The sequence below is a fragment of the Tatumella citrea genome, assembly GCF_002163585.1.
GTDB lineage: Bacteria > Pseudomonadota > Gammaproteobacteria > Enterobacterales > Enterobacteriaceae > Tatumella > Tatumella citrea.
This window is the reverse complement of record NZ_CP015579.1, coordinates 3,955,219-3,978,169: the sequence shown is the minus strand read 5'-3', so window position 1 is coordinate 3,978,169 and position 22,951 is coordinate 3,955,219. Positions and strand designations below refer to the sequence as shown.

19 protein-coding genes are annotated in these 22,951 nt (G+C 51.7%); 8 read left to right on the top strand and 11 right to left on the bottom strand.

The annotated features are described in order from the left end of the window. Positions 1-278 precede the first annotated feature (278 nt). Positions 279-1,232, top strand: coding sequence for a magnesium/cobalt transporter CorA (gene corA, locus A7K98_RS18840; RefSeq protein WP_038015401.1), 954 nt, complete (start codon positions 279-281; stop codon positions 1,230-1,232). 133 nt (positions 1,233-1,365) lie between these two features. Here the strand turns inward: corA and A7K98_RS18835 are convergent, their stop codons facing one another. Continuing rightward, positions 1,366-2,577 carry an MFS transporter gene (locus tag A7K98_RS18835; RefSeq protein WP_087489925.1) on the bottom strand — a complete coding sequence of 404 codons (1,212 nt, stop codon included), beginning with the start codon at positions 2,575-2,577 and terminating at the stop codon, positions 1,366-1,368. Positions 2,578-2,824: 247 nt separating this feature from the next. Between A7K98_RS18835 and A7K98_RS18830 the strand changes: the two genes are divergently transcribed. Next, complete coding sequence (locus A7K98_RS18830) at positions 2,825-3,736, top strand: LysR family transcriptional regulator (protein WP_087489924.1); 912 nt, start codon at positions 2,825-2,827, stop codon at positions 3,734-3,736. A gap of 72 nt (positions 3,737-3,808) precedes the next feature. On the opposite strand, the gene A7K98_RS18825 is transcribed toward A7K98_RS18830, so the two are convergent. From A7K98_RS18825 to A7K98_RS18800, 6 genes are all read right to left on the bottom strand, one after another. Then, a complete protein-coding gene (locus A7K98_RS18825) occupies positions 3,809-5,143 on the bottom strand; it encodes a D-serine ammonia-lyase (RefSeq protein ID WP_087489923.1) in 1,335 nt (444 codons plus the stop codon). 18 nt (positions 5,144-5,161) lie between these two features. Further along, positions 5,162-6,694: an amidase gene (locus A7K98_RS18820; RefSeq protein WP_087489922.1), complete on the bottom strand. Its 1,533-nt coding sequence runs from the start codon at positions 6,692-6,694 to the stop codon at positions 5,162-5,164. A 77-nt stretch (positions 6,695-6,771) separates the two neighbouring features. Then, positions 6,772-7,680, bottom strand: coding sequence for a LysR family transcriptional regulator (locus A7K98_RS18815; protein ID WP_087490591.1), 909 nt, complete (start codon positions 7,678-7,680; stop codon positions 6,772-6,774). A gap of 83 nt (positions 7,681-7,763) precedes the next feature. Beyond that, positions 7,764-8,987, bottom strand: coding sequence for an MFS transporter (locus tag A7K98_RS18810; RefSeq protein WP_087489921.1), 1,224 nt, complete (start codon positions 8,985-8,987; stop codon positions 7,764-7,766). A 303-nt stretch (positions 8,988-9,290) separates the two neighbouring features. After that, on the bottom strand, positions 9,291-10,010 hold the full coding sequence (gene aphA, locus A7K98_RS18805) for an acid phosphatase AphA (protein WP_087489920.1): 720 nt from the start codon (positions 10,008-10,010) through the stop codon (positions 9,291-9,293). A 130-nt stretch (positions 10,011-10,140) separates the two neighbouring features. Then, entirely contained in the window at positions 10,141-10,611 is a 471-nt protein-coding gene (locus A7K98_RS18800) for a thioesterase family protein (protein ID WP_087489919.1), read from the bottom strand. Positions 10,612-10,773: 162 nt separating this feature from the next. Between A7K98_RS18800 and pldA the strand changes: the two genes are divergently transcribed. The 3 genes from pldA to rhtC are packed head-to-tail and all read left to right on the top strand — an operon-like array spanning position 10,774 to position 14,164. After that, the gene (gene pldA, locus A7K98_RS18795) at positions 10,774-11,652 is read left to right on the top strand and encodes a phospholipase A (RefSeq protein WP_087490590.1); all 879 of its coding nucleotides are present in this window, start codon (positions 10,774-10,776) and stop codon (positions 11,650-11,652) included. A 19-nt stretch (positions 11,653-11,671) separates the two neighbouring features. Then, a complete protein-coding gene (gene recQ / locus A7K98_RS18790) occupies positions 11,672-13,495 on the top strand; it encodes an ATP-dependent DNA helicase RecQ (protein WP_087489918.1) in 1,824 nt (607 codons plus the stop codon). A gap of 39 nt (positions 13,496-13,534) precedes the next feature. Beyond that, positions 13,535-14,164 (top strand): threonine export protein RhtC, encoded by a 630-nt coding sequence (gene rhtC, locus A7K98_RS18785; RefSeq protein WP_087489917.1) that lies wholly within the window; start codon positions 13,535-13,537, stop codon positions 14,162-14,164. A gap of 35 nt (positions 14,165-14,199) precedes the next feature. Here the strand turns inward: rhtC and rhtB are convergent, their stop codons facing one another. After that, a complete protein-coding gene (gene rhtB / locus A7K98_RS18780) occupies positions 14,200-14,823 on the bottom strand; it encodes a homoserine/homoserine lactone efflux protein (protein ID WP_087489916.1) in 624 nt (207 codons plus the stop codon). Between the two features lie 112 nt (positions 14,824-14,935). Between rhtB and pldB the strand changes: the two genes are divergently transcribed. Both pldB and yigL read left to right on the top strand, forming a co-directional pair. Next, positions 14,936-15,976: a lysophospholipase L2 gene (gene pldB, locus A7K98_RS18775; RefSeq protein ID WP_087489915.1), complete on the top strand. Its 1,041-nt coding sequence runs from the start codon at positions 14,936-14,938 to the stop codon at positions 15,974-15,976. A gap of 20 nt (positions 15,977-15,996) precedes the next feature. Next, positions 15,997-16,794, top strand: coding sequence for a sugar/pyridoxal phosphate phosphatase YigL (yigL, locus tag A7K98_RS18770; protein ID WP_087489914.1), 798 nt, complete (start codon positions 15,997-15,999; stop codon positions 16,792-16,794). 60 nt (positions 16,795-16,854) lie between these two features. On the opposite strand, the gene glpT is transcribed toward yigL, so the two are convergent. Next, positions 16,855-18,204 carry a glycerol-3-phosphate transporter gene (glpT, locus tag A7K98_RS18765; RefSeq protein WP_087489913.1) on the bottom strand — a complete coding sequence of 450 codons (1,350 nt, stop codon included), beginning with the start codon at positions 18,202-18,204 and terminating at the stop codon, positions 16,855-16,857. Positions 18,205-18,487: 283 nt separating this feature from the next. Then, the gene (metR, locus tag A7K98_RS18760; RefSeq protein WP_087489912.1) at positions 18,488-19,420 is read right to left on the bottom strand and encodes an HTH-type transcriptional regulator MetR; all 933 of its coding nucleotides are present in this window, start codon (positions 19,418-19,420) and stop codon (positions 18,488-18,490) included. Between the two features lie 214 nt (positions 19,421-19,634). Here metR and metE point away from each other — a divergent pair, with 214 nt between their 5' ends. Then, positions 19,635-21,905, top strand: a complete 2,271-nt coding sequence (metE, locus tag A7K98_RS18755) for a 5-methyltetrahydropteroyltriglutamate--homocysteine S-methyltransferase (RefSeq protein WP_087489911.1) — start codon at positions 19,635-19,637, stop codon at positions 21,903-21,905. 72 nt (positions 21,906-21,977) lie between these two features. Here the strand turns inward: metE and rluF are convergent, their stop codons facing one another. After that, positions 21,978-22,844, bottom strand: a complete 867-nt coding sequence (gene rluF / locus A7K98_RS18750; RefSeq protein ID WP_087489910.1) for a 23S rRNA pseudouridine(2604) synthase RluF — start codon at positions 22,842-22,844, stop codon at positions 21,978-21,980. Between the last annotated feature and the right edge of the window lie 107 nt (positions 22,845-22,951).

Sequence of the window (22,951 nt, the reverse complement as noted above, 5' to 3'; positions counted from 1 at the left end):
TGCGCGCACTATTATTATCAGAGGACAATGCCTTGGACACGCCCAGTCGCTGCTGGCACACAGACCTGAACAACAGGCAACCCCGCTAAGGCAACCTCTTTTTACCGGTAGCCCTGGCGGTTATCGGTGACTCTCTGTAAATCATCGTCATTTGAGCCAGCACTGATTTGTCACATCTGTGATTTATCGTGTTCGGGCGCCTGCTGTGCCAATCATCGGTTTTTCCTGCGGTGTACAGCCTTGTCCCATCCTGTCAGATATGGGGAGTACGTACTGCTATGCTGAGTGCATTTAAACTGGAAGAAAATCGGTTAACCCGTCTGGAAATGGAAAGTGATGACAATACACTCACTTCCTCAGTCTGGATTGACCTGATTGAACCTGAAGAACAGGAACGTGAATATGTTCAGGAACAGTTAGGGCAAAGCCTGGCGACCCGTCCTGAGCTGGAGGATATCGAAGCCTCAGCACGTTTTTTTGAAGATGAAGACGGACTGCATATTCACTCATTCTTCTTTTTCGAAGATGCAGATGACCATGCAGGTAATGCCACGGTCGCTTTTACCATTCGCGACGGTCGCTTGTTTACCCTGCGTGAACGTGAACTGCCGGCATTCCGGCTTTACCGTATGCGGGCCCGTAATCAGACGCTGATCGACGGTAATGCTTTCGAGTTATTGCTGGATCTGTTTGAAACCAAAATTGAACAGCTGGCGGATGAGATTGAAAACATCTATACCGCGCTGGAGAAGTTAAGCCGCGTCATTATGGAAGGTCAGCAGGGAGAAGAGTACGACGAAGCCCTGTCACGACTGGCGGAACTGGAAGATATCGGCTGGAAAGTGCGTTTGTGTCTGATGGATACCCAGCGGGCTCTGAACTTCCTGGTCAGGAAAGCGCGTCTGCCGGCCAACCAGCTGGAGCAGGCCCGTGAAGTCTTGCGCGATATCGAATCACTGTTACCGCACAACGAATCGCTGTTTCAGAAGGTTAACTTCCTGATGCAGGCGGCGATGGGCTTTATCAGCATTGAGCAAAACCGGATCATTAAGATCTTCTCGGTAGTGTCGGTGGTATTCCTGCCGCCAACTCTGGTTGCCTCCAGTTACGGGATGAACTTTGAGTTTATGCCGGAGCTGAAATGGAGCTTTGGCTATCCCGGAGCGATTGTGCTGATGATTCTGGCGGCACTGGCACCGTATCTGTACTTTAAACGGCGTAACTGGCTGTAAACTGCCTGCCCGGGCAACACAGTATTTTTGTGGTTGCCCTCCTGTTTGCCGTTCACTCATCACCGCCCGGAGATATCGCTGTCTGCGGGCGGTTTTGTTTCTGTTTTCTGATAGTGTGATCCGTATTGTCGGGTTACTGCCCCGTGGCCGGAAAACTGTGTTTTTTTGCTGAGCCAATCACCACCAGTGCGGCCAGCAGTAACACCAGTATCACGGCCGGAAAAGCGGCAACACTGAACTGGCTAAGCAGAATACCTCCGGTTAATCCTCCACCGGCAATAGCGATATTCCAGGCAGTCACCGCCATAGACTGAGCGATATCCGCGGCATTCCCCGCAGCCTTGAGTAATGCCGTCTGAAACAGCGTTCCCGCCCCTCCCAGTGCCAGCCCCCAGACCGCAGCAGCAACGTAGACCATCAATGCATGATGACCTGACAGAGCCAGAACCACGACGGCTATTCCAAACAGCAACGGGACCGCCAGTGTCAGCCGGCGAAGATGATGGTCGATCAGCCAGCCGACGATCCAGATGCTGATAAGCGAAGTCACACCAAAGATAAACAGCACCTTTCCGGTATGTTCTGCCAGTCCGACATGAGACAGAACGGGCGAAACATAGGTGTACAAAATGTTATGTGACAAGATGAAAGTCAGAATCACAAACAGAACAGGGCGAATGCCGGGCATTCGTAGCACCTGCCCTGCAGAAAGTCTGGCGGTCCTGGTCTGGCCGGGAAAATCCGGAACCCTGAGTTGTATCCATACCATCAAACCTCCAGCCAGCAGGGTGATTGCTGCGAAACATAAGCGCCAGCCAATCATGTTGCCAAGCAATGTTCCGGCCGGCACTCCCAGTGACAGGGCCAGTGGCGCCCCGGCCATCGCAACCGCAATAGCCCGCCCCTTCTGATGGTCAGGAACCATTCGCGCGGCATAACCGGCCAGTAGCGCCCAGACCAGTCCGGCAGAAATGCCAGCCACAAACCGTGCCGCCATGGTAAGCCCGATATTTTCTGACAGTGTGGTGACGGTATTGGCAATCACAAAACCAGCAATCGCCGCCAGCAATAAAGGGCGGCGCCGTAACGTCTGAGTGGCGAGAGTGAGCGGTATAGCAGTGAGCAATGAACCAGCAGCATAAATGGTGACTAACTGACCTGCCAGTGCTTCTGAAATCCTGAGGCCACTGGCAATGTGTGGTAACAGACCGGCCGGTAAGGTTTCGGTAAGGATGGTAATGAAGGCGGCCATGGCGAGAGCGATTAAAGGCTCCCGTGGCAGCGGAGCCTCAGTGGCGACGGAGTCTGCAAATGCGGAGACAGATTTCTGCTTTGAAGTACTCATGAATTGGTTTTCCTTAAGTAACTACCGGAGATATTGATATTCGCCTGCTGAGGCCCGGGAATACGGATCTTCTGATATAGCAATGTCATATGGCTGCCTCGGGTTTCTGATATGAATTTAAAATAAAAACAGATAGTTATATTTATTGTGTTGGCTGGTGTTCAGTATGAGCTGATTCTGTCTGCGGAAAAAGTAGGGTAGACTTCAGTAATCTGATGACAAAAATGTCATTAATCGGGAGTACCTGATGGATAGTCTGGCCGGATTTTCAGTGTTTGTGCAGGTTGCCGAAACCCGTAGTTTTGTGGAGGCCGGACGGTTGTCCGGAGTATCGTCCTCAGCTATCAGTAAGAGTATTTCCAGACTTGAAGAAAAGCTCGGAGTCCGGTTGTTTCACCGCAGTACCCGCAGTGTCACTCTGACGGCCGAAGGTGCAATGTTACTTGAGCGCAGCCGGCGTATCCTGGCGGAGATTGAGGCCGCAGAGCAGGAACTGGTAAATGCCATTGCGGCTCCTCGTGGACGGTTAAAAGTCAGCCTGCCATTGGTCAGCTCTTTGCTTTTGCCGGTGCTGGGTGAGTTTATGAGTGATTACCCGGATATTGAACTGGATCTGGATTTCACCGACCGACTGGTTGACGTTATAGACGAAGGTTTTGATGCGGTAATAAGGACCGGAACCCCTGCTGATTCAAGGCTGATTGCACGGAAACTGGGACACTTTCAGTCTGTGCTGGTGGCATCCCCTGGTTATCTGGCCGAAAACGGGGTTCCCCGGACTGCAGCGGATCTGATAAGCCACCGGTGTCTGCATTTTCGGTTTCCGCAGAGTGGCAAGCTGGATATCTGGCCGTTACCCCGTGTTGCCGGAGCCCCTGAGTTACAGCTTCCACTTTCAATGATTTGTAATAATATCGAAACACGGTTGTGTCTGGTACTGCAGGGCAAGGGGATTGCATTTCTACCCGATTACTCGGTTGCTGAGCATCTGAAGAACGGGCAGCTTTGTCATGTGCTGGCCGGAGAGGTACAGCGACCCGGCACTTTTCATATTCTCTGGCCGGCAAGCAAATATCCGTCCCCGAAAGTCCGTGCCTTAGTGGATTATCTGACCGCCAGGATATTCCCCGAACAGCACTCAACAGCTCTCAATGGCTAACGACACCCACCGGGGTTACCGGTGGTGTCGTGACTTTATCCGTGAGCCAGGCTGCCCGCTCAGACAGGGGTTCTACTGCGCCTGCTCTGCAGTGGCAAGATAGTGCTGCATTTCTTCAGCCGGTACCATACCGCCACCTGTTGCCCAGACCAGATGCATGGCATGTTCAAACTGAATGTCCGGGAAGTTAGCATTCGTGATTCGGGCCACTCCGGGTGCTCCTGCCAGGGCGGAAGGTTCCAACTGCAGATGTTCTGTGCTGTCCAGCAGACGCAGCAGGCTGAATAACTCTTCATCCGGCACGGTATAACAACCGGAAATCATTCTCTGCATTGAACGGCCAACAAACCCGGAAGGACGGCCGACTGCCAGGCCGTCAGCAGCGGTGTGATTGCTGATACCAAAATCGGTCACCGAGATTGCTTCATGCAGTCCGCTGGCCATTCCCAGCAGCATGCAGGGTGACTGGGTGGGTTCAGCAAAGAAACAATGGACATGATCGCCAAAGGCCAGTTTCAGCCCGAAAGCGATACCGCCAGGGCCACCACCCACACCGCAAGGCAGGTAAACACATAATGGGTGTTGTGCATCGATGGTGATTTGCAGAGCATCCAGTTGAGCTTTCAACCTCTCTCCGGCGACTGCATAACCCAGGAACAGTGTGGATGAGTTTTCATCGTCAATAAAATGGCAGCGAGGATCGGCTTCTGCCTGTCGGCGTCCTTCCTCAACGGCCAGCCCATAATCCCCTGCATATTCAATGACGGTGACGCCATGGCTGCGGAGTTTGTCTTTCTTCCACTGCCGGGCATCTGCAGACATATGCACGGTGGTCGCAAATCCCAGTCTGGCAGCAGCAATGCCAATAGACAGCCCCAGATTTCCGGTACTGCCAACGGCAATTTTATGCTGGCTGAACAACTGGCGGCACGTTTCATCGGCCAGTCGCCGGTAGTCATCCGTCACGCTAAGCAGACCATGCCGGATAGCCAGCTGTTCAGCATTGAATAATACTTCATAGATACCACCACGCGCCTTCACTGAGCCGGAAATGGGTAAATGGCTGTCTTTTTTCAGCCACAGTTGTGGGATATCTGCCAGTGAATAGCGTTGGGTCAATGCGGCGGCGAATTCCGGTACCCTGACCAGTTCAGATTCAATAATTCCCTGCGCAGCAGCAACTTCAGGAAACAGTTGCGCCAGCAGGGGAGCAAAACGTTTCAGCCGGGCGCTGGCCGCTTCCACATCACTCGCCGTAAGTGGTATATCGGCGAGAGCCTCCCTGAACGGGGCCAGGGCAGGGTTGGCCCAGACCACCGGCTCTCCTGCCATCAATGGGGTAAGTAACGGCAGGCTTTGCTGCCAGTCAGCCAGAGTTTTACCGTACAGCGTTTTTTCCACAACCATCTCCTTTTCCCGGGGGGATTAAACTGCCGGGGCACTGTCCGTGACTGTAGCATAATGGGCATCACTCAGTGGTGGATGTGTCACCGGGCTGAGTAAATTGACCTGGCTGGATAGCAGAGCCTGCAAATCCGCCCGCGGGCGTTTAAGTTCCGGGTGGGCCTCACAGTAATTCTCAATTTCCTGCGCAGCCAGCATTAGTTCCAGATCGCCACGGAACCGACCAATCACCTGCATGCCGAAAGGCATTCCCTGATGATCCATTCCCATAGGTAACGACAGCGCCGGATTCGTCGCCAGGGTAACCACATAAGTCAGTGCCAGCCAGCGATAATAATTATCCAGCGGCACGCCGTTTACCGACTCCAGATAAGGCTGTTCCCAGGGAAACGCGGACACCGGCGTGACCGGGGACAAAATCAGGTCATAGCGGCTAAACAGTTTCTGGAAGTCCCGAAAAATCCGGGTCTGCTCTGCATTTCCCTGCACACAATCTTTGAGGGTCATTTTGATGCCCATTTCATAATTGGCCCGTGGATTCGGACCCAGTAATTCCGGATCTTTGTCGTAGGCGGCCTGCAGGCTGGCAACAAATGCTTCGGCACGCAGCACATCAAAACAGTGGTGCGCTTTTTCCATACTGACTTCCACTTCCTCGCAGCAGGCAAAGACTCCTTTCAGTTTCTCTATTTTGCTTCTGAACACCTGGCGGATATTGTCGTCCACTTCGCAGACGCCAAAATCTTCGGTATAGCCAATGCGCAGGGAAGATAAGCTGACCGGCGGCTGACCGGTAAGGCTGGATGGAAATGCTGTCTCATAGCTTAACGGGTCATTACTGGCAAGCCCGGTAGTGGCTGCCAGTTGCAACCAGGTGTCTGCAACCGTCCTGCCCATAGGACCCACCACCGAAATCGGGGTCCAGCCCAGTAACTTTCGTTCACTGGGCACCAGTCCGGGAGAGGTTCTCAGCCCGACAACACCACATTTTGCGGCAGGGATGCGTAATGACCCACCGGTATCTGATCCACTACACAGCGGAACCATGTTCGTCGCCAGCGCAGCGGCTGAACCCCCGGACGAGCCTCCTGCGTTGAGTAACGGATTAAACGGATTACCGGTGGCTCCCCATACAGGATTACGGGTATTTGCTCCGGCTCCCATTTCAGGCACATTCGTTTTGCCGACCATAATTGCTCCGGCTCCCCGTAAGCGGCGAACCAGCTCATTATCCTTGTCTGGCAGATTATTACGGAACAAAGGGGAACCGTAGGTCGTCAGTAAACCACCGGTTTCTTCCAGATCTTTGATTCCGATAGGTAAACCACGTAACAATCCTCCCTGCTCGCCCCGCATTATCGATTTTTCTGCCTGACGAGCTTCTTCGCGGGCCTGACTGAAGGAGGTGGCGCAAAATGCGTTCACCTTCGGGTTCAGCATCTCTATACGCCGGATGCAGGATTCAAGGACTTCCGTCGGTGCCACCTGACGGGTATCCATCAGTTGCTTCAGCTCGGTAGCGCTTTTATCTGCCAGTTCGTCAAAATCGGACATAATGGGTTCTCCCTGATACGTAGCGTTGATGCTCACAGTCACGGGCAAAGCTGCCCTCTGAGCGTTAAAAATGCGGTTCAGCCGCTGGCAATGACTTTACTGATATGCTGAATAAACCGGCTGATTGCCTCGGGCAACGGCCTGCTGGCCAGCGTCTGAATTTCAATGATGCGGTGATTTTCTTTAAGCTCCGGAACGTTGAGTTCTGCCAGAGCGCCGCTTTTCAATAAATGGCGGACAAATAATTCGCCACCAAAGGTCACGGCAGCACCGGAGATGGCAAACTGAGCCAGAGTGTCCAGATTATCGGAGTCCAGAACACTGCGGTAATTAAGCCCCTGGCGACTGCAGTAAATGTCCAGCAACTGACGTAGCGTTGCATTAAATCCGGGTAATGCCAGTGGGTAGCTGACCAGTTCACGCAACGAGATTTCAGATCGTCCTGCCAGGGCGTGATCGGGCGCGACCAAGGCCAGCAAAGGAGCGGGCTGGCTGTAAACCACATTAATATCCCGTGTTGCGCCCAGGCTAAAACTGAAACCAATATCGACTTCACCCTCCCGCACCTGTCGGGTGACTTCGCGGGCAGAAGCAACCTGCAGCAGGAAAGTGCTTTGCGGTACTGTCTGGCGAAATCCGGCGATGGCAAACGGCAGAAAATGTGAGGCAAACCCCTGAGTACAGGCCAGTTTTATCCGTAGTTCAGAGGCATGGCGTAGCGACTGTATCTCATTGGTGACCTGTGCGGCGTCCAGTAATGTCCGGCGGGCGTACCCCGCCAGTAACTCCCCGGCCGCAGTCAGTGTCACACCACGTGGCTGGCGATCAAATAACGGTGTCGCCAGCTGATTTTCCAGCCGGCTAATTTGCCGGCTGACCGCAGAAGGAACCACGTGCATCCGCGCGGCAGCTTCGCTGATCGATCCGCTGTTCACTACCTGCATAAAGTACAGTACGGCAGTGTCACTAAGAATTCTGGCATTCATAAGTGAGAGGCTCTCCTGATGAGGAAAACGACAGTGTAACGGAACGGACGGTGTAATATTCATCTCAGTATTGCCTGTATGCATCAGGCTTCATGGGCATTAGCCAGCTGTACTTCACGGATTTTGCTCCCGCTCAGGGTCATGCCAGTAGCTATCGCAATAGCAATTGCCCCCAGCAGGAACAGGAATACATTCTGATAACTGTGGGTGGCTGAGACTATTAACCCGATGACCAGTGGAGAGACAAATCCTGCCGCCTGTCCGCCAAAGTTAACCATGCCGATGCCGGTGCCGATTAAGCGTTGTGAAAGAATTTTGGCTGGCAGGGCAAAAGCGACTGAGAACACAAAAGATTTAAAGAAGTAAGCAATGGTCTGGAAAACAATGACTTCGGTAGTGGTATGAGCCTGGTACATACCGAAAATAAAGATGCCGGTAAGTACACAGCTCAGTGTCATCAGTACCTTTTCCCGCCCGTCAAACCAGCGAGTCATCAGCCAGCCGCCCATCGCAGTGGCAATACTGGCCGAGATAAACGGCAGTGGTAACAGAAAGCCAACGGTCTTTAAGTCCAGCCCTCGCGCAGTCAGCAGATACATTGGCATCCAGGCGTCCAGGCCTTTATTCACCATGCTCAGACAGAACCAGACAATCACAATCTTCCATAGCAATGGCATACGCAGTAGCTCTGCGGCTCCGACCCGCTGGCGGGCGATGGCCGGTTGAGCGGATGTCGCACTGCGCGGGACAGCCAGCAGGTAGATGACTGCAAATACAATGCCTGCGATACCGATGGCAAAAAATGCATTCCTCCATCCCAGGCCAATAATCAGTGGCGCGATAATCAGAGGGGCAACAAAACTTCCCACATAATTTGACGACATCAGAAAACCCGACATTTTAGGCCGGCCATCACGTGGGAACAGCTCTGCAATGCCTTTCATTGCTGAAGAGGGATATCCACCTTCTCCCAGACCAAACAGGAAACGAATCAACAACAGTGAGGTAAGCGACCAGGCAAAGCCAGTCATCACGGTAAACAGTGACCATAAACCAATGGAAATAATAATGACGGCTTTACTGCCGAAACGATCAGCCAGCCAGCCCCCCGGAATCTGCATGACCGCATATCCCAGATAAAATGCACTCAGTACCACCCCCAGCTCCGCCGGGCCCATATGAAAATCTTTACCAATGTGCGCCAGTGATAAAGAGATGGCGCTACGATCAACATAGGAGATCATAAAACCAAGGTAGAGCAGGATAAATGCGAACAGCGGATGATTCAGGAATGTTCTGTGCTTCATCTGTTTAGCCTCCGGGTGATTGACCGTCTCAGGGCATCCTGTGCGGCGCAGACCGGGGCAACAAGTGATTAATTCAGAGTGCTGATTTGCCGGAAAATCATAGCACTAAGGTAGTGCGGGTGCGCTGAGACGGGGCGCAGCTGATCCCAGTCTCCACGTAGGTTTTGTCGTGGATTGGTGCAAAATTTGGCAGCAGGTGGCGGACATTGAGTATCGCCAGTCGGTTAAGACATTTTTCTTATTACCGCCCTGAATCTGAGGATCAACCTCGTTTCTGGCCTTGATCCTCAGTTATGCTCAGGATCAGTATTCAGAGTCGGTGATCACTTCTTCTCCAAGATCACCTGCTTTCGGCAACGGCAAATAAGAAGAATTACTGGCACGTAACACACGGATACCACGCGCACCGGCTTCGCGGGCCGCAGTGATATCGCTGTCAGCATCACCGTAGTAAATCCGGATGTTTTTCTGTTTAATCCAGCTGACTTTGGTATTTTGCCCCGGGCGGAATCCACTAAAAATAACCGGATTCATTTTGTCCTGCGGGATAGTAAAGTCCTGTTGCAGAATCCGGCTGACGGTTTCGGTTTTGGTCGGCGTGCGGGCGGTAATAAAGTACACCTGGTCTCCCCGCTGCAAATGCATAGAAATCAGTTGTCGGGCTACCTGTTTCGGTATGCTGAATTCATCCCAGCCATTGTTCATTTTTTCCCAAAACTGCGGGTTGTTCAGATAATCGTCGCTGCCGGGAGAGAACATTTTCTGGCCGCGATAAAATCCCGGGGTGGAATAGAGCACGGTGTCATCAATATCAAAGCCAACTGCGATCGGCGGGCGGCCTTGCAGGCTGTTTTTGATCTGAGCCACCGAGACCCAGTGAACAGGTTGCTGATGAGATAATTCAGCAGCAGTAATTCCCTGATACAACGTTGTGGCGGGAACCGTATCCTTAGCCTGTGCTATAGGCTGAAGTGCTACTACAGATGCAATACAGAGCGATAAGGCTAACAAGCGTAATTTCATTACAGAGACCCCGGTAGGTTATTTCGTCCATTAAAAAGATAAGTACCTGATACCATTAGGGTAATCTGTTGTAAAATAAATATTTGATTTTTATGACCTGACACGGGTCTGACCGACTGGCTCTGCCGGGTTAGCCAATCAGATAGGTTGCGGTTGCCGTAGCAATATAGTCCTGTTGCAGGTTATGCAATTCTACCCGGCCAACTGCGACTTTATTGCCTGCCCGCAGTAATCTGGCAGTGGCAATAAATTTGTCACCGCGTCCGGGGCGCAGGTAATCCACTCGCATATCAATGGTACCCATCCGCGAGATACGCTGGCGCAACTCTTCTTCACTGATCATATCCTGACGGGTCAGTGCATGATTGACGCATACCAGCCCTGCAGCAACATCCAGTACCGAAGCGATGACTCCGCCGTGCAGGATTTTTTGCAATGCATTACCCACCAGTGCCGGTTTATTCACCAGGGTCAGAATGGCCTCCTGATCATCAAGATGTTCAAGTTCGAGGCCCAGCGCCTGATTAAACGGCATACTGTTCACGAAAATATCGCTCACCAGGGCTCGAGCCTGGTGCTGTGTCAGATAACGGATGCTCATAATTTCCCTGTGGCAGATAATTCAGCAAGACCGGTTGGATAATAATCTAATATTATGCTGTTCTTAACTGGCTTTCCAGGTGAAGATTGGCGGCTATTTTCGGTGTTTTGCTGTGTGAATACATGGCTTTTTCTGGTGTTTTGCTACTTTGGGGTGAAGGTTATGCGTTTGTTTGGCTATGGGGCACTGGTGGCCCTGCTGTTACCTGCGCTGGCACAGGCAGATGAAGCGAAGATGGGTGATGTTCACGACTCACCTGAGGTCCGTGGCAGTATTATCGCTAACCTGCTGGAAAAACACGATAATGCGTTTCTGCTGTATCCCTATGAAAGCAATTACGTGCTTTATACCGATACCAGTAATATGAACACCTCAGCGATCTCCAGCTACAGTTGGGCTGACAGAGCAAAAAAAGATGAACTAAAATTTCAGTTGAGCCTGGCGTTTCCTATCTGGCGTGGAATTGCCGGTGATAACTCAGTGCTGGCTATGTCTTACACTCAGCGTTCCTGGTGGCAGATTTCCAATACCCGGGAATCTTCACCGTTTCGTGAAACTAACTACGAACCTCAGCTATTTATCGGCTGGGCCACAGATTACAGCCTGGGTGGCTGGACATTACGTGACGTTGAAACCGGTTTTAACCACCAGTCAAACGGTCGCAGCGATCCTACATCCCGTAGCTGGAACCGGCTGTATGCCCGCCTGATGGCAAAAAATGGTAATATGCTGGCTGAGATAAAACCCTGGTACCGGATACCTGAAAGTGCGAGCAGTGACGATAATCCGGATATTACTAAGTACATGGGCTATTACCAGGCGAAACTCGGGTATATGCTGGGCGACAGTGTGTACAGTGTGGAGTGGAACTATAACTGGAACAGTGGTTATGGCGGCGCAACATTGGGCTGGAGCTACCCGGTAACAGAGCATGTGCGTTTCTACACTCAGCTATTTAGCGGATATGGTGAATCGCTGATTGATTATAATCATCGTCAGACCAGAATCGGCGTCGGCTTTACTTTAAATGATTTAATGTGATTAAGAGCGCAGGACATTTGTGACAACATCGGCAGTGATTCCGCAGCAGGAACTGGCTCAACAGATCCTGCGGGATATTTTTGGTTATCAGCAGTTTCGCCCCGGCCAGCAGGCCATTATTCAGGCCGCGCTTGACGGACGGGACTGCCTGGTCGTCATGCCAACCGGCGGCGGAAAATCGCTGTGCTACCAGATCCCGGCACTGCTAAGTGACGGGCTGACGCTGGTGGTCTCTCCGTTGATTTCACTGATGAAAGATCAGGTAGATCAACTGCTGGCTAACGGCGTGGCGGCAGCCAGTCTGAATTCATCGCAGAGTCGTGAACAGCAACAGCAGATTTACAGTGACTGTCGGCAAGGCCGAATCAAGTTGCTGTATGTTGCTCCGGAACGCCTGATGATGGAAAGTTTTCTGGATGCGCTCAGCCAGTGGCAACCGGCGATGTTGGCGGTAGATGAAGCCCACTGTATTTCTCAGTGGGGTCATGATTTCCGCCCGGAATATGGTGCACTGGGTGCATTGCGCCTGCGCTTTCCTGACCTGAAAATGATGGCTCTGACCGCGACTGCAGATAACGCCACCCGCCACGACATCCTGCAGCAGTTGCAATTACACGATCCGCTAATTCAAATCAGTAGTTTTGACCGGCCAAATATTCGCTATACCCTGCTGGAAAAGTATAAACCCACCGAGCAATTACTGCGCTATGTTCAGGACCAACGGGGAAAAAGCGGCATTATCTATTGTAACAGTCGGGCCAAAGTAGAAGATACGGCAGCCCGGTTGCAGAGCCGTGGTATCAGTGCCGGGGCCTATCATGCAGGGCTGGATGTTCAACAGCGTGCACACGTGCAGGAAGCTTTTCAGCGTGATGACCTGCAACTGGTCGTGGCGACAGTGGCTTTTGGTATGGGAATCAATAAGCCTAATGTCCGCTTTGTGGTGCATTTTGATATTCCTCGTAATATCGAATCCTATTACCAGGAAACCGGTCGTGCCGGGCGTGACGGGTTACCTGCTGAAGCGATGATGTTGTATGACCCTGCCGATATGGCCTGGTTACGGCGTTGTCTGGAAGAGAAATCGCCGGGAGCGATGTTGGACATCGAACGGCATAAACTGAATGCCATGGGAGCATTTGCTGAAGCCCAAACCTGCCGCCGGCTGGTGTTACTTAACTATTTTGATGAAGGGCGGCAACAGCCGTGCGGTAACTGTGATATCTGTCTGGATCCGCCACGGCGTTATGACGGACTGGTGGATGCTCAGAAAGCACTGTCCGCAATTTACCGTGTTGGTCAACGCTTCGGCATGGGATATATCGTCGAAGTGATCCGTGGATCAGCTAATCAGAGAATCAAAGAGCTGGGGCACGATAAATTACCGGTATATGGTATCGGCCGTGATAACTCACATGAGCATTGGGTGAGTGTATTGCGTCAGTTAATTCATCTGGGGCTGGTTACCCAGAATATCAGTCAGCATTCAGCCTTGCAGCTGACAGAAGCGGCAAGACCAGTCTTACGTAGTGAGCACCCGTTAATGCTGGCAGTACCACGTGTCACAGCACTGAAACCTCGCCAGGCGATGAGTCGTTTGCCGGGCGGTAATTATGACCGGAAATTATTTGCCAAACTCAGAAAGTTGCGCAAAACGATTGCTGACGAAGAGAGTATTCCTCCTTACGTGGTATTTAATGATGCAACCCTGATTGAGCTGGCAGAGTTGTTGCCGGTGACGGCTTCTGAAATGCTCAGTGTTAACGGTATCGGGCAGCGCAAGCTGGAACGTTTTGGTCAACCGTTTATGCTGATGATAAAAGAGCACCTGAGCGACCTCTGATTGTTCCGGGTATTTTCAGTTTTTTGAGGAGTTACCGGCATGTTAATGTCATTTCTGACGCTGGCACTGGTGCATTTACTGGCACTGATGAGCCCGGGGCCTGATTTTTTCTTTATTTCCCAGACCGCTATCAGCCGTTCTTCCCGGGAAGCGCTAATGGGCGTGCTGGGTGTCACCCTGGGCGTTGCTGTGTGGGCTGCAGTCGCGTTACTTGGCCTGAATCTGTTACTGGAGAAAATGGCCTGGCTGCATCAGGTGATTATGCTGGGCGGCGGATTGTACCTGTTATGGATGGGGTACCAGTTGCTGCGTGCTGCAAGACGCCAACATTTGCAGCCACAAGAGCAGCAGATTCAGCCAGAGACCGGGCTGGCAAAGCAAGGGCGGACATTCCTGAAAGGATTGCTGACTAACCTGTCGAACCCGAAAGTGGTTATTTACTTCGGGAGTGTGTTTTCGCTGTTTGTTGGCAATGATGTCAGCAGCCTGCAACGCTGGGGGATTTATCTGTTGATCCTGCTCGAAACCCTGGGGTGGTTTATGCTGGTGGCGACGGTGTTTGCATTACCCTGGATGCGCAGGAAATATCAGCGGCTGGGAAAATGGCTGGATGGTGTGGGAGGTGTTCTGTTTACTGCTTTTGGTCTGCATCTTATTCTGTCGCGCTAAACCGAAGGGTCCGGCGTTATGGCCGGACCTTAGCCTTAGTGGCTATGTCGGGCGCTGGCTAAAACCACGCCAATAGCCATAAACACACCGCCAAAAATGCGATTCAGTAACTGCATTTGATGCGGACCGCGGATCCAGCGGGCAATGCGCGTCGAAAGCAAGGCATACCCCTGCATCACCAGAATATCAACAGTGATGGTGGTCAGGCCGAGTACCAGATACTGTGCCATCTGTGGCTGATGCGGGATGACGAATTGCGGGAACAGTGCAGCGAGAAATACGATGCTTTTCGGATTGGTCAGATTTACCAGCACCGCGCGTTTAAATACCCTGCCACGGGAAGTGGCTTTCGCGACAGCATTCAGGTCGATAGCACCTTTGGTTCTCCATTGCTGGATCCCTAACCAGATAAGATAAGCAGCACCGGCCCATTTGAGTATTTCAAAGGCCATTAATGAATGGGAAAACAAGGCGCCTAGTCCGATACCGACTAACACGATATGTGTGGCCAGGCCCACCTGCAATCCGGCGATAGAAATCTGGGCGCCACGGATGCCATGGCTGATTCCGGTACTCATGGTGTTAATAGCGCCAGAGCCAGGTGAAAGGCTCAGCAGGGTAGTGGTCAGCAGGTAAGTGATCCACCATTCAAAGGTCATTGATGTTGCTCCAGTCATCAGCAGATGAGCGACAGAATACGTTATAATTCTGGCTGACGATACCGGGATTTTAGTCGTTTTTCGGGTGACGAAAAATGCCGAAGGAAGAGTGATGAAACAGTTTACGCAACGCTGGTTGCACCGTGAAAAAGAATTTTCGGCGTTTGTTACCGGGCCTCTGCTCCATTTCTGGCGCAGACGCCAGGAAAAATCATTTACCGGCACTGACGGGCTCAGGATCCGTTATGTCAGTTTCACTTCATCGCAGCACACCAAAGCCGTCCTGATTGCTCCAGGACGTATCGAAAGTTATGTGAAATATCCTGAAGTTGCCTACGATCTGTTTCAGTGTGGATATGATGTTTTTATCATTGATCACCGGGGGCAGGGCTTATCTGACCGGATGCTGGAAGATACCCATCTCGGTCACGTTGAGCATTTTTCTGACTATGTGGATGATCTCTACCGCTTCTGGCAGATCACTTTATCCGGCGATCGTTATCAGCAAAAGTTTGCTTTAGCGCATTCAATGGGTGGTGCAATTCTTACATTGTTGTTGCGGCGGGAGCCCTGGTTGGTGGATGCGGCAGCTCTACTGGCGCCGATGTTTGGGATTGTCCTGCCGATGCCTGAGTGGATGGCCGAGCGGATACTTAACTGGACTGAAACCCGTTCCGGACTGCGGGAAGGGTTTGCTTTAGGTACCGGACGATGGCATGCGCCGCCGTTTGCGGTAAATACGCTGACTCACAGTCGTGTACGTTATCAGCGTAATCTGCGGTTCTATGCCGATGATCCTGCTTTGCAGGTTGGGGGGCCGACAGCCCACTGGGTACGGGAGAGTCTTAACGCAGGGCATGAGATTCTGCGTGATGCTGCTCAGGTGTCCACCCCCATGCTTATCCTGCAGGCTGAAGACGATCAGGTTGTTGAAAATCAGGCCCAGGACCAGTTTTGTGAATTACGACAACAGGCGGGAATCGCCTGTGAAGGAGGAAAACCACAGGTTATCCCGGGTGCACGCCACGAAATATTATTCGAAAAAGACGAAATGCGGGCGCAGGCACTTAATTTAGTGGTCAGCTATTTTGGCCGCTTTGAAGTTCAGGAACATTTATCAACTTTTACCTTACCTCCGGAATTTCCGGTCTGACGTTAAATAAAGAGGTTTTCATGTATCATATCGTCGCCTCCGACCTGGATGGAACGTTACTTTTACCCGACCACTCTTTGTCTGCTTATACCCGTGAAACCCTGCAGAAACTCACCCGTAAAGGGATCAGTTTTGTATTTGCGACCGGCCGCCACCATATCGATGTGGCGCAAATGCGGCAGTCTCTGGGTATCGAAGCCTATATGATCACCTCTAACGGTGCCCGGGTTCATGACTTTTCCGGTAAGCTGATTTTCGAACATAATCTTGACGCGGACATCGCGGCAGAACTGTATGAGATAAAGTATACCTCGAAGCAGATTCTGACTCAGGTATACCGTAATGATGACTGGTACGTCAGCCGCCATAGTGAACGGGAAGCGGAATTCTTCCGTGAGTCTGATTTTCAGTATCAGGTTTTTCAGCCTGGCGGGCTGGCGACTGATGGTATCAGTAAAGTGTTTTTCACCTGCGATGATCATCAGGTTCTGGCCGAACTGGAACTGGCGATAGTTGCTCGCTGGGGTGACCGGGTAAATGTCAGTTTCTCATTACCCACTTGCCTGGAAGTGATGGCGGGTGGTGTTTCCAAAGGACATGCGCTGGATGAAGTTGCCCGTCGTCTGGGTTATTCCCTGCAGGACTGTATTGCTTTTGGTGACGGGATGAATGACAAAGAGATGCTGAGTATGGCCGGCAAAGGCTGCATTATGAAAAATGCCCATCAGCGCCTGACCGCTTTACTGCCGGAACTGGAAGTGATTGGCAGTAATGCAGAGGACGCCGTTCCCCATTATCTGCAAAAACTGTTTGGCTGAATGTAGCAACAACCAGCACAGAGTGTTGCTGTGCTGGTGTTGTGGGTCGGGAGAAGAAGATTATGACTGCAGGCTGAGTTGCTGCTTATGTTTCTTTTCACTGAAGGTAGTCAACAGAAGCAGTACTACCGCCAGCACACAACCGACAAGCATCACAATAAATCCGCCATCCCAGCCAAAGAAGTCAACGGTATATCCGACAATGGCGCTGGCGGCAACCGAACCGCCCAGATACCCAAACAGCCCTGTAAAGCCTGCAGCAGTTCCGGCGGCTTTCTTCGGGGCCAGTTCCAACGCATGCAGACCTATTAGCATTACCGGGCCATAGATAAGAAAACCAATTACCACCATGCAGGCCATATCAATGCCGGGATGGCCTGGCGGGTTCATCCAGTAAATCAGGGTGGCAATGGTGACCAGTGTCATGAAAAATACCCCGGTCAGTCCCCGATTGCCGCGAAACACTTTGTCGGACATCCAGCCACACAATAACGTGCCCGGAATCCCCGCATATTCATACAAGAAATAGGCCCAGGACGATTTATCCAGAGCAAAGTGTTTCACTTCTTTCAGGTAGGTTGGTGACCAGTCAAGAATCCCGTAACGCAGCAAATAGACGAACACATTGGCCAGAGCGATGTACCACAGTAAGCGATTGGGCAGAATGTACTGCATAAAGATTTGCCGCGCAGTTAACTCGACCTCATGTTGTTCATCGTAATCTACCGGATAATCATTTTTCCAGGCTTCAATCGGCGGTAACCCGCAGGATTGTGGGGTATCACGCATCAATCCATAGGCCAGTAATGCCACGAGAATAGCAACAATGGCTGGCATATAGAGTGCAGCTTTCCAGTCGTTGAACCAGGCCATGCCGAGTAAAAATAGCAGTGGTGGAATTCCACCTCCGACGTTATGTGCACAGTTCCACACCGACACAATTCCGCCGCGCTCTTTCTGTGACCACCAGTGGACCATAGTCCGTCCGCACGGCGGCCAGCCCATTCCCTGGAACCAGCCGCAGAGAAAGAGCAGTACAAACATCACCATAATTCCTGAGGTAGCCAGCGGGACAAAGCCCATTACCAGCATGACCAGCGCCGCCATAATCAGCCCGACGGGCAGAAAGACCCGGGGGTTAGAACGGTCAGAGACCGATCCCATAATAAATTTAGAAAACCCGTAAGCAATCGAAATTCCGGATAACGCAAAGCCCAGGTCTCCACGGGAAAATCCCTGCTCAATCAGATAGGGCATAGCCAGGGTAAAGTTTTTGCGCACCAGATAATAGGCGGCATAGCCGAAGAAGATTCCGATAAAGATTTGCCAGCGCAGGCGGCGATATAATGCATCTGCCTTTGCCGGATCGGCAGGCGAGATATGGGGCGCGGGTTTAAAAATACTCAGCATGAAAGTCCCTCCGGGAGATGATTTCCTTTAAATGCGTCACCGGGACTGAATGCCGGATCAGCTCCCGGGGCTTGATACCGGGCATAGAGTAGCGTTCATGAGAGTAATTACTTTGACTGAGTGCACATATGTTACAAATTTATGACAATTTATGTTTATTTATGAATTTTACGCAGGAAGAGTGTTGCCGGTGCAGAACTGTCAGCAGGCTCTGCGACAGAACAGAAGAAACCGCAGACCCGCGGCTGTCAGTAATTGTCGTGTCGCAGTAAGAACGGAGCAGTTAACCGGAAATATTTTTCTGAGCCGCTGGCCGTGAAGCATCGCGGACAAACGGTAGCTGATCACAGGCATGCTGGCGTGCAGAGCGGATAAAGGCATCAATCACCGGCTGGCGTTGTTCACCGTCACGCACGGCTGCATACAACCGGGACCATAATCCTTCGCCGGGGGTTTTGGTCACAATAAGCTGCTGACGCTCAAAACTTTCCACTACCCAGTGCGGCAGGGCAGCAATACCCATTTTCGCGGCCACCATCTGTATCAACAACAGCGTATTATCCACACTCTTCAGTTCCGGGTTGATACCCGCAGGCTGTAAAAAATGCCGCCATATATCAAGGCGTTGTCTCTGAACGGGATAAATCAACAGTGTTTCGCCAGCCAGATCTTCCGGAGTAATCAGCGCTTTTGTTGCCAACGGATGATCTGGTGCCATCACCAGCCGCACCTCAAAATCGAAGAGTGGTGAGTAATGTAAACCGCTACGTGGCAGGATATCGGAAGTTAAAACAATATCCAGTTCACCTTGCTGCAGTCCTGGCTGAGGATCAAACGTCACTCCGGATTTAAAATCAACCGACACCTGAGGCCAGTTGCTGCGGAAAATATTCAGTGCCGGGGTCAGCCACTGAATACAGCTATGGCATTCAATGGCAATCCGCAGATTGGTCTGATGAGGTTCATGGCAGGACTGTAATGCCTGTTGGATCTGCGGCAGGATCTGTTCGGCCAGTTGCAATAAAATTTCACCCTGCGGAGTAAATTGCAGTGGCTGGCTTTTACGGACAAATAAGCGGAAACCTAGGCGCTGCTCAAGATCACTGAACTGATGAGAGAGCGCGGATTGCGTCTGATGTAATTGTGCTGCTGCACCTGCCAGTGATCCCGTAGTCCTGAGAGCCTGTAGCGTCTTCAGGTGCTTAATCTCGATCATGAGAGACCTTCATAGTGATATTGAATAATTTGCGCTTGTGGATAGTACACTACCTGCTGAATATAGATGTGTAAACATCTGGACGGCTAAACATCTGAAAAAACCTTTTCAGAAAGCCGTGAGTGCTGGCAGGCCACATGATGATTTTCCCCGTTGCACGCCAGGATTGAGGCAGATGTCCCTTAGGTCTTTTTACTGAAAGGAATTGAATGCCATGACCATTCTGAATCATACATTAGGATTTCCTCGTGTCGGTCTGCAGCGTGAACTGAAGAAGGCTCTGGAAAGTTACTGGGCAGGTAAGTGCGGGGTGCAGGAATTGCTGGATACTGGCCGCCGGTTACGTGCCAGGCACTGGCAACAGCAGAAAGAAGCAGGAGTCGACCTGGTGCCGGTCGGTGATTTCGCCTGGTATGACCATATACTGACTACCAGCCTGATGCTTGGAAATATCCCCGCCCGGCATCGTAATGCCGATGATTCAGTAGACCTGGATACTCTGTTTCGGATTGGCAGGGGACGCGCACCCACCGGAGAGCCTGCTGCGGCAGCGGAAATGACCAAGTGGTTTAATACCAATTATCACTATATTGTACCCGAATTCAGCCAGGGTCAGACCTTCAGCCTGGCCTGGACACAGTTGCTTGATGAGGTGGATGAAGCGCTGGCACTGGGTCATCGCGTCAAACCGGTGCTGACGGGACCGGTGACTTATCTGTGGCTCGGGAAAGTCAAAGGGGCGACCTTTGACCGGTTAACTCTGCTTCCGGAAATAGTGCCTGTGTATCAGCAACTGCTGGCTGAGCTGGCAAAACGGGGTATTGAATGGGTGCAGATTGATGAGCCGGTTTTGTCTCTGGAGCTGCCTGCAGAGTGGCTGAATGCCTTTAAGTTCACCTACCAGGCTCTGCAGGGAGCTCCGCGACTGTTACTCACCAGCTATTTTGACAGCATTGGTCAGAATTTGTCGGTAATCAGGGAGTTGCCGGTCCAGGGGCTGCATGTCGATCTGGTCCACGGGCATGATGATATTTTGCGACTGAATGAGCAATTACCTGAGGAGTGGTTACTGTCAGTCGGGGTGATTAATGGTCGCAATGTATGGCGGGCTGATCTCAGTCGTTGGTATCAAAGGTTGCAGCCGTTGGTAGCGCAGCGTCAGCAGCTATGGATTGGGACATCCTGCTCTTTACTGCATAGCCCGATAGATTTGTGCAGTGAAACCCGGCTGGATGATGAAGTAAAAAGCTGGTTCTCGTTTGCTTTGCAAAAATGTGGCGAGTTGTCACTGTTGCGCGACGCGCTGAATCATCAGGATCCGGCTTCTCTGGAAGCATGGAGTGCGCCAATCCGCGCCCGTGAGCAATCTTCCCGCGTTCATAACAGTCAGGTCTCTGCCAGACTCAGGGCGGTCACGGCGAATGACAGCCAGCGGCAGCATGACTACCTGACACGTGCCAAAGCACAACAGGCCAGGTTTTCTCTCCCAGCCTGGCCAACCACAACCATTGGCTCCTTCCCGCAGACCAGTGAAATTCGTGGGTTGCGTCTGAACTTTAAACAGGGGCGGCTGGACGGAACCAGCTATCGCACAGGGATTGCTGGCCATATCCGCCAGGCTATCGCTGAGCAGGAACGGCTGGGGCTGGATGTCCTGGTGCATGGCGAAGCTGAACGCAACGATATGGTGGAATATTTTGGCGAGCATCTGGATGGATTTGTTTTTACTCAGAACGGCTGGGTACAGAGCTACGGTTCGAGATGTGTGAAGCCTCCGGTTATTATCGGGGACATTAGTCGTCCACAACCCATTACGGTCGAATGGGCAAAGTACGCGCAATCGCTGACCGACAAGCCGGTGAAAGGAATGTTGACCGGCCCGGTAACTATTCTTTGCTGGTCATTCCCGCGTGAAGATGTGAGCCGCGAGACAATTGCGCGACAGATAGCACTGGCACTGCGCGACGAAGTGTCTGACCTGGAAAATGCCGGTATTGGCATCATCCAGATAGATGAACCAGCGTTGCGCGAAGGTTTGCCACTCCATCAGTCGGAGTGGGATGAGTATCTGGCGTGGGCGGTAGAAGCATTCCGTCTGAATGCCGCCATTGCCAGTGATGCCACCCAGATTCATACCCATATGTGTTACTGCGAATTCAACGATATTATGGATGCTATCGCAGCACTGGACGCAGATGTTATTACCATCGAAACTTCACGTTCAGATATGGAGTTGCTGGAATCATTTGAACAGTTTGAATATCCGAATGAGATAGGCCCGGGGGTTTATGATATTCATTCTCCGAATGTCCCTGCGGTCGCTGATATCGAGCACCTGCTACGTAAGGCAGCCCGACATATCCCTGCCAGCCGGCTATGGGTCAACCCTGACTGTGGTCTGAAAACCCGGGGCTGGAGTGAAACCCGACAGGCTCTGGCGAATATGGTGGAAGCGGCGAAAAAACTCCGGACAGAGACAGTATAAATCTGAAGATATCGGTGATAACTGCGAGGCGGGGAGTATGATGCACCCCGCCTCGCAGGCAGAACAGGACGATCAGCGTCCCTTTTTCTTTCTGCCTGGCTGGTTAAAGCGCTTACGTGCCGGCGGCGGCGTAGCTGGTTTATCTGCCGGTCTGTTTGCTGACGGGCTTTTCTTCGCTGCGGTTTTAGGTTTATTTTTTTTCTCGGCCGGGTCCAGTGATGTAGAGTTTTCCAGTAGCCGGAATAATTCGATCAACTCATCGTCGGTAAAATCACGCCATTCGCCAGGAGGTAACCCTTTCAGGCTGACATTCATGATACGAACCCGTTCGAGTTTTGTGACTTCAAATCCAAAGTGCTGACACATACGTCGAATTTGACGGTTTAGCCCCTGTACCAGAGTAATGCGAAACACCATCGGTGCTTCTTTCTTTACCTTGCACTTTTTCGTCACTGTACCCAGCATGGGTACTCCGGCAGACATTCCCTGGATGAACTCATCGGTGATCGGTTTATTTACCGTAACCACGTACTCTTTTTCGTGGTCATTCCCGGCCCGCAGGATCTTATTGACCAGATCACCATGATTGGTCAGAAAAATCAGTCCCTGTGAGTCTTTATCCAGACGACCAATCGGGAACACACGTTTGCTGTGATTGACGAAATCAACAATATTGTCTTTTTCGCTGTCTTCGGTGGTACTGATAATTCCAACTGGTTTATTCAGGGCAATAAGTACTAAGTCTTCTTCATTCCTTGGCTCAATCAGCTGGCCATTGACCTTTACCACATCACCGGCATACACCTGATCACCGACGGCAGCACGTTTGCCATTAATAAACACGTTGCCTTGTTCGATATAGCGATCAGCATCACGGCGGGAGCAAATACCGCTTTCACTAATGTATTTGTTCAGGCGGGTCGATGAATTGGTCAGCATGAATTCTCCGGAAAAAAGCGGACTATACCTCAGCAGGACGATGCTTAAAACTGTCTGTTAATCTATTACCAGCCCCCGGAAGCCATTCAGGGGCTTCCGGAACAGCA